Source organism: Campylobacter sp. CNRCH_2007_0968H (genome assembly GCF_025773245.1).
Classification (GTDB): Bacteria; Campylobacterota; Campylobacteria; order Campylobacterales; family Campylobacteraceae; genus Campylobacter_D; species Campylobacter_D lari_D.
This window is the reverse complement of sequence record NZ_JAKMTQ010000018.1, coordinates 1-14,873: the sequence shown is the minus strand read 5'-3', so window position 1 is coordinate 14,873 and position 14,873 is coordinate 1. Positions and strand designations below refer to the sequence as shown.

Annotated in this window: 9 protein-coding genes; 1 reads left to right on the top strand and 8 read right to left on the bottom strand. The window is 24.7% G+C overall.

Features of this window, described 5'->3' with window-relative positions:
- Positions 1 to 109 precede the first annotated feature (109 nt).
- The 8 genes from L8Y18_RS07945 to tssM form a co-directional block, all read right to left on the bottom strand.
- Positions 110 to 3,601 (bottom strand): hypothetical protein, encoded by a 3,492-nt coding sequence (locus tag L8Y18_RS07945; RefSeq protein ID WP_263676627.1) that lies wholly within the window; start codon positions 3,599 to 3,601, stop codon positions 110 to 112.
- A complete protein-coding gene (locus tag L8Y18_RS07940; protein WP_263660852.1) occupies positions 3,598 to 5,028 on the bottom strand; it encodes a hypothetical protein in 1,431 nt (476 codons plus the stop codon). Before L8Y18_RS07940 ends, L8Y18_RS07945 begins: the two co-directional genes overlap by 4 nt.
- Positions 5,029 to 5,035: 7 nt before the next feature.
- Positions 5,036 to 6,646: a lipase family protein gene (locus L8Y18_RS07935; RefSeq protein WP_257938277.1), complete on the bottom strand. Its 1,611-nt coding sequence runs from the start codon at positions 6,644 to 6,646 to the stop codon at positions 5,036 to 5,038.
- 1,128 nt (positions 6,647 to 7,774) lie between these two features.
- Positions 7,775 to 8,008 (bottom strand): hypothetical protein, encoded by a 234-nt coding sequence (locus tag L8Y18_RS07930; RefSeq protein ID WP_257938276.1) that lies wholly within the window; start codon positions 8,006 to 8,008, stop codon positions 7,775 to 7,777.
- Between the two features lie 167 nt (positions 8,009 to 8,175).
- Positions 8,176 to 8,841 (bottom strand): tRNA 2-selenouridine synthase, encoded by a 666-nt coding sequence (locus tag L8Y18_RS07925; protein ID WP_263676626.1) that lies wholly within the window; start codon positions 8,839 to 8,841, stop codon positions 8,176 to 8,178.
- A gap of 181 nt (positions 8,842 to 9,022) precedes the next feature.
- A complete protein-coding gene (locus L8Y18_RS07920) occupies positions 9,023 to 9,658 on the bottom strand; it encodes a tRNA 2-selenouridine synthase (protein WP_263676625.1) in 636 nt (211 codons plus the stop codon).
- Positions 9,659 to 9,717: 59 nt separating this feature from the next.
- Complete coding sequence (locus L8Y18_RS07915) at positions 9,718 to 10,620, bottom strand: hypothetical protein (RefSeq protein WP_263661754.1); 903 nt, start codon at positions 10,618 to 10,620, stop codon at positions 9,718 to 9,720.
- On the bottom strand, positions 10,610 to 14,152 hold the full coding sequence (gene tssM, locus L8Y18_RS07910; RefSeq protein WP_263676624.1) for a type VI secretion system membrane subunit TssM: 3,543 nt from the start codon (positions 14,150 to 14,152) through the stop codon (positions 10,610 to 10,612). Before tssM ends, L8Y18_RS07915 begins: the two co-directional genes overlap by 11 nt.
- Positions 14,153 to 14,287: 135 nt before the next feature.
- Between tssM and L8Y18_RS07905 the strand changes: the two genes are divergently transcribed.
- Positions 14,288 to 14,803, top strand: coding sequence for an Hcp family type VI secretion system effector (locus L8Y18_RS07905; protein ID WP_039626225.1), 516 nt, complete (start codon positions 14,288 to 14,290; stop codon positions 14,801 to 14,803).
- The last annotated feature ends 70 nt before the right edge of the window (positions 14,804 to 14,873 follow it).

Below are 14,873 nucleotides of genomic sequence, written 5' to 3'. Positions count from 1 at the left end.
GTAGGTTTTTTTGACTTTGGAAATAGTATTCTTCCACTTTGTTTATCTACATTTAATATAAAACCTTCGGGTGTATAAATTTCATAAGTTTCACTCATTTTTTATCCTTTCATCCTATATATAAACCATCTTCCATGATTATAGTAGTGGCTAATCTGCCTATGAATTGATTAGAATAATCTTGGGATTTATTATTAGTAGTTAAATTCTCAATATTTTTATAATATCTTTTATTTTGATATATTATTTCATCACCTTCTTCATTTATCCCCCTATACATCACTTCTAAATTATGTTGCCCTATGGCTTCTAAATTTTCCATTAATCTTCTTGCTTTTTGTCTATCTTCTATGAACCTACCCTTTTCATCTTGAGTAGTATTATAAATACCATTTGCATATTCATATAAAATTTGTATAGCATCATTATAAGCTAAGATAGGGTGTTGTTTTATCACTGGGTGTTGTGTTTTATACTCTTCTTTTCTTTGAAAATGCTCTAGCTTATATATATTACAATTTCTAAGTTCTATATTGTTTTCTTCAAAAAATTCCATATCGTTTAAGATGTATTTACCCTCATTGATCTTATCTTCCTTAAAAGCACTTCTTTTCTCATCTAAAATAATATAAGATAAAAGTCTTTTTAAGGCAAATTCCCTAGCTTTGCTTGAAGTCGTAGCACAAGCAATACTAGGATAATAATTAAGCCCACCTGTGCATAATAAAGAACCAAAAATAAACTCAGATAAATCAAAACTCATAAATCTAGAATTTATCAATAAAGGATAGGTTAAGTATTCTTCTTTTTTTACAGCTAAAGGAAAATCATAATTGTAAGTAAATTTTTCATACATTAGTTTTTCATATAAAATTTTTAATCTTTCATAATTTGTAGGCAAAAGTGTATCGATAAAAGATCCTGCTAAATTTTTTAACACATCTACACTTAAATTTTTACTTACTTTAATAGAAAAATCAATAGCTAATTGTTTTTTTACTTTTGATATCAAATGAATTTGCTTAGCTTTATCCAATCTTGAAAAACTCTTTGACTTTTTTAACTCGCTTGCATATTCTAATTGATTAAAATAATAATAATTTGTTCCTATTTGATATAAAAAAAGCTTATTGAGTGGCTTTTTACTTTTTGGATTAATTTTTATAAAATGTCCTTTAGGATTAAGTGCATAAAATATCCCTAGTTCTTTAAAAAAATGTGCTTTAAAACTAGAAAATAATTTATTACCATAATGCTTTTTATCAAAGCTTGAATTTATAAAAAATAAAATCATTTTTTTAAAAAAATCAGGCTGGCTCATAAAAAATTCTGCAAAAGGAAAAAGTTGCTTAATGATATTAAAAAAAGTGATATCTATGGATAATTTTGCAAGTTCATTATCAAGCATAATTTCTTGAATACTTTTATCTAAATCTTTTTTCAAAGGAAGAGTTTTATCTGTTTGTGTATTTTCTTTAAATTCAATTTCCTCATCAAAGCTTTCATTTAAGGTTTTTAAAAAATCCACATAAGTTTGATCATCTTCTTTAAAATCATTTTCAAACATAGCTTTAGCTAATTCATCTAAATAGATAACTTCATCTTCTTTTTTATTTTTATTTAATTCTTTAGATAAAAAGATGTAAATTTTTTTATCATTATCATAAAAATAAATATCATCAGGGATAAATAAGATATACTCATTAAAATAATTTGGTATTTTAATCTTTTGGTAATTAAGTGAAATTTCTTTATCACCATAATCTAAATTTGGAATTACAATATTTTTAACACCAAGAGAATATTCTTGTGTAGAAGCTAAGTCTTTTTGTAAAACATACAAAGTTAAAGTCAATAAAACAACCGTTAAAGGTGAGTATTTCTTAAAATCTACATTTTCATATGTTTTGGATATTGATGACTCTAACTCAAGAAAAAATTGCATTTGATCATAATCAGAATTGATATTATCTAAATAATTATTAAAAAGCCCGATATATTCTTTTACTTTTTCTTTTTCTTTTTCGCTAATTTCTTCTAGTTCTTTGGGTAATTTAAAAAAGCTATCAATATAAGCAAAATCTTGCTCAACTGATTGTTTTGTACTCTCTAATAAATCAAGTCCTATCCAAGAAAGTGTTTGATTATAAAAATTAAAATACCTTTTATATTTTTGATAAATCTGTCCATCAAGTTTCACAAAAGGACAAAGCTGCAATACAAAATCATCTTCCTTTTTAACATCTCTTTCTATAAAATAAGAGCCATAATCTCTTTTACTAGGAAATTGCTCTTTTAATCCAAGTTTTTCATTTTTTGTAAGAGCTTTAGGGCGATTTTTTATTATTGCTCCTAATTTTTTTTGATACAAATCTTCACAAAGTGCTGCATTGTTAAGCTGTGGTGGATTAGTAATAAACAAATAATTTTTACCCATTTTTGTTGTATTGATTTGATCAGTATTTTTTTTATCTAGTATCATTTCTACTAGTATGGAAGAATTTAAATCAGGATATTCTGCATAAAAGAAATGATTAAGTTCAGAGATATTTGAATTGATTGCTTTTTTTAATGTTGTATCAAAATTTTTTAAACTAGAATTAATCAAAAGCGTATTATCTAACTTTTCATTTTCAATTTTTGGATTATTTTCTAAAAAATGATCAAAAATACCTTGAAATTCTTCATCTAAAATAACTTTATAAAAACTATTTTTATAAAGACTAATAGAAGGTACATTAGAATAAGATGAAAAATCTAATAATACTTTATCATCTATAATCAATACATCAGATAAAATTTCTTCATTACACAAAGCGATAATAGGATAAAGCTTACTAGTAATAAGCTCTAAAAGTGGATAAGCAAAATCATAATAATATTTTTGTTCCTTATACTCTTGATAGTCAGAAGAAGAATTATAAACTTCAAATAATGTATTTACAACAAAAACATAAGGATTTTTTTTGACTAAAGAGATAGGTTTTTTAAGATTGGTTACAGAATCTAATATATTGATAAAAAATTTTGCTATAGCTCTAATAATTTGCTTATATTCATCATCATTAGATTGAGTGATATTTTTTAAAAATGTATTAAAAAGTGTATCTAGGGTAAGTTGTATCTTTGGTTTAATCTCTTGCTCAAAATAATCAGATTCTTTGATATTTTTTAATAATGTATTTAATTCTTTTTGAACTCCTTTTAAAAAATTTTCAATATTTTCTTCATTACTCTCATCAATAATTTTATTGAGCGTTTTATTTTTGTTTTGATTGATTACATCATTTAAAAAATTTAAATTATTAAAGATAATTTTTTTAATACTAGATAAATTTTTATCAGAGCTAAATTTTTGTTCTTTTGTGATTTCATCTTTATTAGCTTGATTTAAATGTATGATTTTAAAAGTTTTTTTCTTGTTAATTTTAAATTTATATTCAATAGTATGTAGTGTCTTATACAAAGAATTCTTAGCTTCTTTATATCCATCAAAATCACCACATATAAAAATAATTTTATTAGCATTTTCGGTAAGATTTTTTAACTCAATTTCCAAATTATGATTTGATGTAATTAAGGTGAAATCTTTTATTTTCATATTTTAATCCCATTCACTACTACAAATTTACAAACATAAAGCTCTTGTTTTCTATCTTCATCTTCTAAGATCTCATCTAGTCCATTTGCGATTTGAAATTTTAAATTTTGCATTTTAGCAGGAGCTAAAAAACTAAAATGATATTCGTTTAATTCTTTATTATCTTCTAGGGAATTTTTGATGATTTTATCATACTCATGTAGCTGTGTAAAATACCCTGCTCCTAAATCTTTATATTCAAATTCTTTATAAGCACTTTTATAAACTTTAGCAATATTTTTTGGGATAATAAAATAAAGTTTGATTAAATTAGTATCAAAACTAAAATTTAATTCTTTAAATTCATAATCTTTACTAAAGTCTTGTTTGAATTGATTAAGAATATTAACATCTTCTATATCTTTTAAATCTTTTTGATCTATATTTAATTCACTTAAAGCTTTATTTTGTTCTTTTTTTTCATTATTGATCAAAAGATTATAGATAGGTAGGTTATCTTTTTGAAATCTATCACTTTTATAATGAAGTCTTATTATGGGCTCTTTTAGCTTTGTTTGGTTTTTGCTTTGCTTTGCTAAGCCTTCCTTAGGATTAAAACTATGATCAAATTTAAACTTAGTAGGTACAAAGCTTACTTTTAAAGGAAAGCCTTTATCACTAATACAAGCTGAGATGAGTTCTTGTAAGATTACATATTCATTATTAACTTTCTTTTGAGATAAAGAGCCTTTAACATCTACTACCTTAGTGCAAGGATAGCTTACATTTGCAATGGTATTAGGACAGCCACTTATGCTAGAATTAAGTAAATCACTTTCTAGCATAATAGGCACACCACTATCTTTAAAAGTTTTTCCTTTGTTTGATTGAAGTATGACTTTACCTCCATGGATACATTCTAGGTTTTGATTTTCTAAAAGAGCATGAAGTTTAGCTATAGCTTGTTTTTTATTTATCTGTATGGTTTTTTGTTCTTTTAGAGTGTTTGAAATCAAATCTTTATACTCTAAGCTTTGCTTGCTTAAACATTCTAATTTGATATTTAAAGAATTTTCTATAATAGAATAATTAAGCAAGCAAAGTTCATCATTTTTATAAAAGATGCTAAGTTTTCCTTTGCCACTATCTTCATCTTTAGGAGAAAAATAATAACTAGGTGTATCTTGTTTTATAGCATTATCTTGATTTAATTCTCCAAAGTAAAAAGGATTGTTAGGAATTTCACTTGAGCCTGTAAGGAGGGTGGAGTTTAGGAAGATATAAGCTTGGTAGTTTTGGAGTTCTTCAAAAGTAAAATCTGTCGTTGCTTCTAATTTGTAAAGTTCATCATAAATACTTTGACAATCAATGATGCTTTTATTTTCACAAAATAAATAAATACTTTTTTTATCTTTATGAATAGAATATAAAAAGTCTCTACCTATCATAATTTTCCTAAATAATACCTATTTTAGCTTTTCCATTAAAATACAAAGCTTGTGATATTTTACAAACTCCACCTAAATATTGCTCATCCCAAATTTGATCTTTTATTTTATAACTTTTTGAATTATATCTGTATATTTTTGTTATATTATTAATATTTTCAAGACATTTCATATCTTTATAAACCACAATAAAAATTCTAAATTCCCCAATGGCAATTTTATGAGCTAAATTTTCTTGATTATTAACAAAGGAACTATCTTTTCTGTATTTATTAAAATCATTTTTATCAAGAATTAAAATATATTTTTCTTTTTCATGTGCTTTTAAAATAAAATCTATGATTTTTGTTTGACTAATGGTAGGAGCTTTGTAGCTTGTATAATAATTATCTCCAACCTCTTCTAAAATATCATTTGTTTCTTGCATTATGGTGGCTATTAATGAAAGAAAATATTCAAAATGATTGATTTTTTTTGGAGAGCTTCTTAAAAGCCCAAGAGGTCCATTTTTAAGAGCGAAATTTTTATTATTAATAGCATTATTTTTTAACACAAAAGTTTCTGTATATATTTGAATATTTTTCATAAAATGATTAAGATACTCTATACATTCACTAAAACTTTTATCTTTGACTTTGTTATGGTTAGCATCTAATTCTAAAAGATAGGAGTAGAAGTAAAGAGTTTGAGTTAGGGGGATTATGGAGTGAGAATCTTTACCCGTATAGATAGACAGTCTATTGTGTGAGCCATATTGAGCAGAAGCGATGATTTCAATTTTACCATTATCATAAATGTGAGTGATTTTTTCTGAAATATCTATAGTGTATTTTCCTAAAAGATCTTGCATAATTTTTATTGTATTAGGGTTGATAGCTATATTAGGAAAATTCCAACCATAAACACTAGGGGCATTAAAAGTATAAACTTCATTAGGACTAAAAGATAATTTGTCTTTATATTTAATATCACAATATATCAAAGCCATTTGAGCTAAATACCCACCCAATGAATGTCCTACAAATATAATACTTTTGTGTTTATTTTTGATTATTTTGTTTACTTGTTCTAAAAATTCTAAAAGAGAAGAAGATTGGAGATTGCCATTAAGAGATAAGACTAAGTCTTGGGTTGCATCTAAAGCGGTTTCCCATGTCGCTTTTAAATCTTTAAAAGAAACTTCAGTTCCCCTAAATCCTACAACAAATTTATCTTTTTCTTTATCATAAAACAAAGTAGCACTAAAGCCACTTGTAGTGTTAGGCTGATGAAATTGAACCTCATATCTTTGAGAGAAATTCCTAGCTTGTAATTCTCCAAATTCTCCATTTAGTTTATCAAAATTTGTCTTTTCATCAAAGAAATTTAATATTTTTGATTGCCAATCATTATCTTGTCTTAAATCAATCAATACTTTTTTATCTTTATATTTTTGACTGACAATATGTTCTAAATTTACTTTTATTTCTCTATAACCTCTAAGAGAATTTTCTTCTTGAATTTTTTCTTGATTAGAATCTAACTCAAATATATTTCTAGTATTTAAAAAATCAAAATTAAAATAGCTAGCTTGTGCAAGTTCTGCATAATCTTTTAAATTATTGATTTGAGTTTTCATTTTTATTTCTTTTAATTAAATAAATTATTGCAAATATTACAATATGTATCACAATAATAATTAAGTACAACTTAAAATTACTATTATTTCTATTAATCAATAGTAGCAACAAATAACAACAAATAACAACAAATAACAACAAATAACAACAAATAACAACAAATAACAACAAATAACAACAAATAGCAACAAATAGCAACAAATATATTTTTTGTTTTTCTTGCTTTTTTATAAATCAAATAATAAAAATAAGGCAATAATGGAAAAAGATAAAGTATAACAAGAAAAAAGAACATTTTAGTAAAAGTTGCATCATATGCCATATAATAACCTAAAATAGCCCCAAATCCCCAAATTATAATCCAAATAATATATAGATTTTTTAGTATTATCACACTACTTCCTTTTTTTGTTGAAATTTAAATTATTATTAAAAAATCAAAAAAACCAATCTATACAAGTTTAGCGTAATTTTTGAGATTGTTAATTTGAGCTTTATTACTCATTTTTTAAATCCATATAGAAAATAAAAAGATATAAAAAAATGTATAAAAAAATACAAAATAATAAAGAAAAATAATAAGAAAGTTCTTTTCTAAATTTAATAGATATTATTAAAAATAATATTGTATAAATGCCTAATATTATTACATAATTAAAAAATCCCCCCGAGATAAAGAAAAATAAAGAAAAATAAAGAAAAATAAAGAAAAATAAAGAAAAATAAAGAAAAATATTTTTGGATTTAATAGTTTCTTGTAGTGTTAAATATGATATGTAAGGTAACAATGGATAAGAATATATAAAAAATGCAATCTTTAACATATCACCAAAAAATTCTATATCACTAAAATAAGCATATAAAGAACTAAACAAAAAAATAATTCCCCAAAACATCCCCCAAGCAATGTATATTTTTTTTAATAAACCCATTTATTTTCCTTTTTATATTTTTAATAAAATTATCCTACTTTTTAAAAATCAAAATATAATTACACTAGGAACCATTCCAACCATAAACACTAGAGGCATTAAAACTATAAACTTCACTGGGACTAAAAGATAGCTTATCTTTATATTTAACATCACAATATATCAAAGCCCCACTTAAAGTGTTAGACTAATGTTTTAAAATACAAAATCAATAGTTCTTTTACTCAGTGCATCATTTAACCCTACCCTGCTAATATCATTATCCAATGTTATTTCTTTACTATCAAAACAAGTATTTATAAGAGAAATACAATATTTAGGTTCTATTTTAACTATTTTATTTTGTTCAAAACGAGCTTGTATAGCACAAGCATAAGCTGTGTTTGTATTTTTAGGTTTTACAATATTTTCCCTTTTACTATTTTTCATAACAATATCTTGCTTTAATTTATCACCAAAAGTAAGTTTATCTGCTTTATAAATATTATTCTTTTCATCTTGCTCTATATTTTCCCAAACATATTACAACATAGCATAACTAGCATCTGCTATATCAGCATAGTCTTTGATTTGAGAAATAAGTTCTTTAGGGTTCATCAGTAACTTTGTCCTGTATATTTTTCATCACTTTTTATAAATTTACCATTAGTAAAATAATGAAAAGATCCTCCTCCTGCACTTTTACGACTAATACTAGAAAAGCTAAATCCTCTTCCTTCATCTCCAAATAATCCATAGCTTTTTACTTTATAATCTATCATAGTAGCAAAAACAATAGGATATTTTTTACCCTCACACACATAATAAGTTGTCATACCTAAATAAGGTCTTAATTTTTTATAGTTTTCTTCACCCATATATGCTTTAAATTGATCTTCATAGTATGCAAATTCGGGTTTATCATCGAAGTTAAAATCATAGTCAGGATCATCTACATCATAATTATAATCGTTACGATAATATTTACAACCATTAGAAAGGACTTGAGGAAGCAATTTATCAATAGCTTCAGAATCTATCGTATAAATTAACTCTCCTGATTTTAATTGACCCGCTTTAGTTCTAAATTTATCAGTATCTTCCAACTCTCTTCTTTTTCTTTCATTTTCCAATATCTCTTCTCTTATTTTTTTATCAAAGATATAAATTCCACCATAATTACTTGCAAGAGTTTCTAATTCACTTGCTTTATTTTCTTTAAAAGCACATGCACCTAAAGATACTAAAGAAAACAAGCTTAGAATTATCATTGTGATTTTCATTTGATACTCCTTTTTAAAGTATATTATTTCAAATACCTTAGTATAAGTAAAATTTAGTTTTTATATTTAACATACTATTAAAACCTTTTTCATCATTCTCATCGATTAAATCAAGCATAGCATAACTAGCATCTTATATTAGCATAGTCTTTGATTTGAGAAATAAGTTCTTTAGGGTTCATCAGTAACTTTGTCCTGTATATTTTTCATCACTTTTTATAAATTTATTATTAGTAAAATAATGAAAAGATCCTCCTCCTGCACTTTTACGACTAATACTAGAAAAGCTAAATCCTCTTCCTTCATCTCCAAATAATCCATAGCTTTTTACTTTATAATCTATCATAGTAGCAAAAACAATAGGATATTTTTTACCCTCACACACATAATAAGTTGTCATACCTAAATAAGGTCTTAATTTTTTATAGTTTTCTTCACCCATATATGCTTTAAATTGATCTTCATAGTATGCAAATTCGGGTTTATCATCGAAGTTAAAATCATAGTCAGGATCATCTACATCATAATTATAATCGTTACGATAATATTTACAACCATTAGAAAGGACTTGAGGGAATTTTTTTTCTATGATTTTTAATTGATCCCAAAAATCATCCCCTAAAGACATTTTTTTCATTGCCTCTCCTTTCTTTCTTTCATTTTCCAATATCTCTTCTCTTATTTTTTTATCAAAGATATAAATTCCACCATAATTACTTGCAAGAGTTTCTAATTCACTTGCTTTATTTTCTTTAAAAGCACATGCACTTAAAGATACTAAAGAAAATAAGCTTAGAATTATCATTGTGATTTTCATTTGATACTCCTTTTTAAAATTAATTTTGGAAAATTATCTTACTTTACTTTGAAAAAAAATTATTTTTCTTTGTATTTATTTAAAGACAGTAAAGTCAAATTTTCAAATATATTTTGATCATTTTTGATAATATTTTGCAAGGCATTTTGCAAATAAGTCATAAAAATATCTTCTTCCATCTCTTTAAATACAGGCGAATACAACTCTTTAGTAATTAATTTTAACACAACAAGATTAATTAGTTTTGTATCTTTAATAAGCGGAATTTTTGAAATAACTGTTTGAAAATCATCTATATTTAATTTTTGGAAATTATCATTTAGTATTGTTTTTTTACGATTTTCTGATAATTCATTTTGCAATTTATCTAAAATTTTTCCTATATTTTCATAAGTAAAATCTAAATTAACAGAAGAATTAGATTCCATAATAACTTCAGAATTTTTAATATTATTATCCTCTATAAAACTATAATCTATTTTTGTTTCAATAAGTTCTTTAATGTTTTCTTTTGCCTTAAAATCTAAACCATCTATTTTTCCTCTAGGTTTTAGCTCTATTTCATCCATCTGTGTGTGTTTTTCTATTTCTTTTATTTCTTTTGCTTGCTTTAAAGTTTCTTGTTTAATCTCTTTTGAATCAACAAAACGCAACTCAATAAGACCTAACTTTAGAACATCGCCTTTGTTGATAATAATTTCATAACCATCTTCCAATCTAGAAAAAGAATTATTATAAAAAATATCACTGCATTCTATAGGCGTCATAGTAAAAAAACCTTCTTCAAAAGTAATCTTCATATGTTTTTCTTTAACAGAATTATTTTTATCTTGTATCCAAAATAAACATTCTGGACTTGATCCAACAAGTCCACCAGTTTCATCAAATACACAAGCTACTGTTTTTGTAATATTTTCATCAATATTTTCAATTATCAATCCTATGGTTTCTTTATCTATCATTTTGAGCCTTTGTTATATTTTCTACTATTTTAAAATCACTTAATATCATAATTATATTATTAATATCTGAGTTGTTATTATTAAGTTTGAAATCAAAATACATTTTTTTATTGTCATTAAATAAAACACTGTAAGATGAATTTGAATTTTTACTTTCCTGTAATAATTTATACCAAGCCCATTCTCCTTTATATGATTTTGTGTAATTTATATTAGCATCTAAATAAGAATACGCAGTGAAATCAAAACTAGTTCCATTGTTAAATTCATCAGTTATAACATCTAATTTTGTATGCAATGTGTGATCATATATAATAGAAGTATCATTATACTGAACTTTTACAAAAGAAAAATCGGCACTTAAGTCAAGACTTTGTAAAGTAAAGCGCACTCTCATTACATCATTTGCATTTAGCATTAACTCTGATAAATTACCAGCCTTAGTAATAAAATCCAAAAATTCTTTGGAAAAAGTTAATCTTGAGCTAAATTTAGAATTAATAGAGTAAACATTTTTTCTTTTAATTAGAACATTTGTTAAATATTTTTCATAAAACTTATTTAAAATTCCATTTTTACCAAAGAAATTTTTAAAAGAATCTATACTTAAATCTTGTGAACTTAATAAATTAAAAGGATAAAAAGGAGCTATATCATTAACAAATGGTGCATAAACCTCATTCAACCAAACAGTATTAAACAAAGAAACTCCATGGTTTTCTATAATATTCCAAGCATACAAAGAAAGAGTTGCATAATATTTTTCCAATTCACTTGGTAAATTTTTAATATTTTGTTCAAGAGAACTAAATGGGTCGCTAGAATCTTTACTATCGCTTAAAGCGTATTTTATTTTTTCCTCAATAGTTTGCGAGTTATTTATTGTAAAGTCAATTATTTTTTTATGAATATTAGACAAATCTGTATTTATTAATTCCATGGTTTTTTGATAACTTCCAACATCTAAACCTACAGCAGTAGCACCCGTATTTAAAATAGAATTTTGTTCTATAATTTTATGATAAGCATCAAACGAACTGGTAATCCCCATAAAACTTGTCTTTATTTCAGCAGCATTAACACCGAGATTATATGCTTGAGTTAGTAAGGTAGCATCGTTAAGATTGGTATTTACACTAACAATTTTTATAAAATTCATTAAAGGATTTTCTTTTTTAGATAGTATATTAAGTTCATTTAGCATAGAACTTTTGGAAATAAACTTTTTTGGTGCAAGTGAATTTAAAATTTCTTGCCATTTATTTTGATATTGCGTTAAATAAATTTTAATAATTCCCATTGCCATATTGCTTCTATTTTCAGAATTTGACAAATCATTTAAAATCCACGAATCAATCTCAATGGCTTTATCTATTTTTACATTTAACGTTTGCAAAAAGTCAGCCATACCTTTTTTTGTGTAAATTTCTTCAATACTATCAATTTTAATAGACTCTGAGAAAACATTATTAGCAGCAAATCCCAATTCATTTTTAAAATTATATACTTTATTGTTTTTATCTAGAATGATAAAGTTAAGTAAAGTATATATTCTTTGAATTTTTGCTACATTATATAGTTTTTCAATAGATAGTTTAACCGAAATATCATCTTGCTGAGAAGTGCTTAAGTCAATCTTTTGAAGTTCATCGATACCAGATAGAAAATTTTCTTTAGAAATTTTATATTTTTCTAAAAAATTCCAATTTTCATTAATCCATATTTTTAATAAATCTTTATCAAGATATTTTTGCTCAAACAATGATTTATATACATATAAAGTTTTAATTAAGTTATCATAATTATCATCAGTTTGTAATATTATTTCCATTTCTTTTAACAGGGTATTTTTCAACACATCTTCACTAATTTTATAATATAAATTTTGTGCTTTTTTAAAGCCTTTATATGTTATGTTTAAGCTAAAATATTCAAACAAACTTGCCTTTTCGATTAATTGTGGATATACACTTAGTATATTTCTTAAATCAACTAATAATTTTGCTTTCTCTTCTATACTCATCATGGGGTAATCTTGCATATTTTTCAACAAAAATGAAAGATCAGTATAAACACTTTGAGATATTTTCTTTTCTTGCTCACTTTTAAGAATAAAATAAGATGAAATAAAATAAGTCATACAACTCAAAAATATAGTTAAACCCACAAGCGATATCTTTTTGTAAAAACTTTTAATTCTACTTAGCGATGAATCTTTAAAGACAATATCTTCAAGCAAAGACTGAACAAAATAACTTTGCTTGCTAAAAGACTGTTTTACTTGAGCTAATGGTTTTTTTATATTATACTTTTCACAAATTGTATCAAGCATAAAATTTCTTGGCACATTTTCTTGATAAGCACTTACATAATATACCCCTCTTAAAACTGAACTATTTTTTAAAATATTTTCATTTTGGAGTTGCACGATAAAGTCTTTGCTCAATACAAATAAATTATCCAACTGCTTTAAAAATAAATAAATTTTATTTTTTTCCTCTATAGTGTATATAGAAGAATTTTTATCAACAAAACGTAAAAACAAAGATTTGCTTATCTCTTCAAAAGACTTTTGAATATCTTCTTCTTTAAAATGTTCTGCAAAACTTATACCAAAAGCTTTTTTTTGAATTTTTTCATTAAAAATATCAAAAAATTCTCTCATACCTTCTATCAAATCTAATTTTGAAAAAACAACATAAATAGGTAATTGTACACCTAAAATTTTTTCACACTCATGCACCCTTTTTGTTAAATAACGAATTAAATTATTAGAATATTCTTTTGTGTTTTCCAAAAACAATCGAGTATCAATTATTAAAATAATGCCATTTAATTTACTATGAAAATAATTCTTATTTAAAAATTTTAAAAAATTTTGCCAAATACTCTTTTTAATTAAAAAGTCTCTATTTTTCTCTATATCATCTTCGGGTAACTCATCGCTACTATTAGGATGAAAAAAATCTTCTTGAGAAAAATAATTTCCCTCAGTATCAAGCAAAGCGCCTTTCTTGGAAACATATAAGCTAAAATTATTGGTAGACTTATGCATCTTTTTATATGATTCTAAACTATCACTTAAAGGATATTCTATATCAGAATAATTTATAAAAGTACTTTTACCAGCACCTTCATTTCCCACAATAACAACAAGAGGCAAATTTTTAGTGTTGATATCTTTTTTCCATGTTTGTTTGGCATCTTTTAATGCGATAAAGAAATTTCTTTTTGCTTTGTATAAAAATTCATTAGATTCTTTTTTAATTTCTTTAAGTCTTATTCTTTTGTCATCCTTAAAAGATTTTATAAAATTACTTAAAGGCTTTAAAAGAAAAAACAAAAAAATACAACACCAAAATATAAAAATTATCCCAAATCTTAAATAAGAATTACTAAAAACATAAATTTCATTAAACGCAAATAAAGAACCATAAGCCCAAAAAAATAAACTTAAGACAACTAAAATAATAAGTATTAATGTGATTACAAAAATCCTAGATTTTAAAATTTGCATTATTTTTTGAAACATAATTTTTCCTAATATAAATTCAAATAATTTTTATTTCTATTTATTAATTTTATATTATTTTTACTTATTTTGTATTAAAATATTAAAAGCTTTTAATATAAATATAAAGTTAAAATTATAATCATAAGGAAAAACATGGCACAACCAGCATATATCAAAATCGAAGGTTCAACACAAGGACTTATTTCAAGTGGTGCTTCTACAGAAGCAAGTATAGGAAATCGCTATCAAGCAGGACACGAAGACGAGATTATGGCTCAAGAAATTTCTCATATTGTAACAGTTCCAGTTGATCAACAAAGTGGACAACCATCAGGACAAAGAGTTCATAAGCCTTTTACTTTCACTTGCTCTCTAAATAAAGCAGTTCCTCTACTTTACAATGCACTTACAAAAGGTGAAAGACTTCCGAGTGTTGAAGTTCATTGGTTTAGAACATCAACAAGTGGTGGACAAGAACATTTTTTTACAACTAAATTAGAAGATGCTATCATTACAGATATTACCTTAGTAATGCCAAATGCTCAAGAAGCAAACAATCATGACAAAACAGAGCTTTTTAAGGTATCCTTAAATTACAGAAAAGTTATTTGGGAGCATACAGCGGCTGGAACAAGCGGAAGTGATGATTGGAGAGAAGCAAATTCGTAACACAATAAGCTCATTGTTAAACAATGAGCTTTATATGCTATTTAATATCCTTATCACTTTCATTAAAAAT

Coding starts and splice junctions, on each gene's coding strand:
- L8Y18_RS07945 (WP_263676627.1), bottom strand. CDS start 3,601: ATGAAAATAAAAGATTTCACCTTAATTACATCAAATCATAATTTGGAA.
- L8Y18_RS07930 (WP_257938276.1), bottom strand. CDS start 8,008: ATGAAAAATAGTAAAAGGGAAAATATTGTAAAACCTAAAAATACAAAC.
- L8Y18_RS07935 (WP_257938277.1), bottom strand. CDS start 6,646: ATGAAAACTCAAATCAATAATTTAAAAGATTATGCAGAACTTGCACAA.
- L8Y18_RS07940 (WP_263660852.1), bottom strand. CDS start 5,028: ATGATAGGTAGAGACTTTTTATATTCTATTCATAAAGATAAAAAAAGT.
- tssM (WP_263676624.1), bottom strand. CDS start 14,152: ATGTTTCAAAAAATAATGCAAATTTTAAAATCTAGGATTTTTGTAATC.
- L8Y18_RS07915 (WP_263661754.1), bottom strand. CDS start 10,620: ATGATAGATAAAGAAACCATAGGATTGATAATTGAAAATATTGATGAA.
- L8Y18_RS07920 (WP_263676625.1), bottom strand. CDS start 9,658: ATGAAAATCACAATGATAATTCTAAGCTTATTTTCTTTAGTATCTTTA.
- L8Y18_RS07925 (WP_263676626.1), bottom strand. CDS start 8,841: ATGAAAATCACAATGATAATTCTAAGCTTGTTTTCTTTAGTATCTTTA.
- L8Y18_RS07905 (WP_039626225.1), top strand. CDS start 14,288: ATGGCACAACCAGCATATATCAAAATCGAAGGTTCAACACAAGGACTT.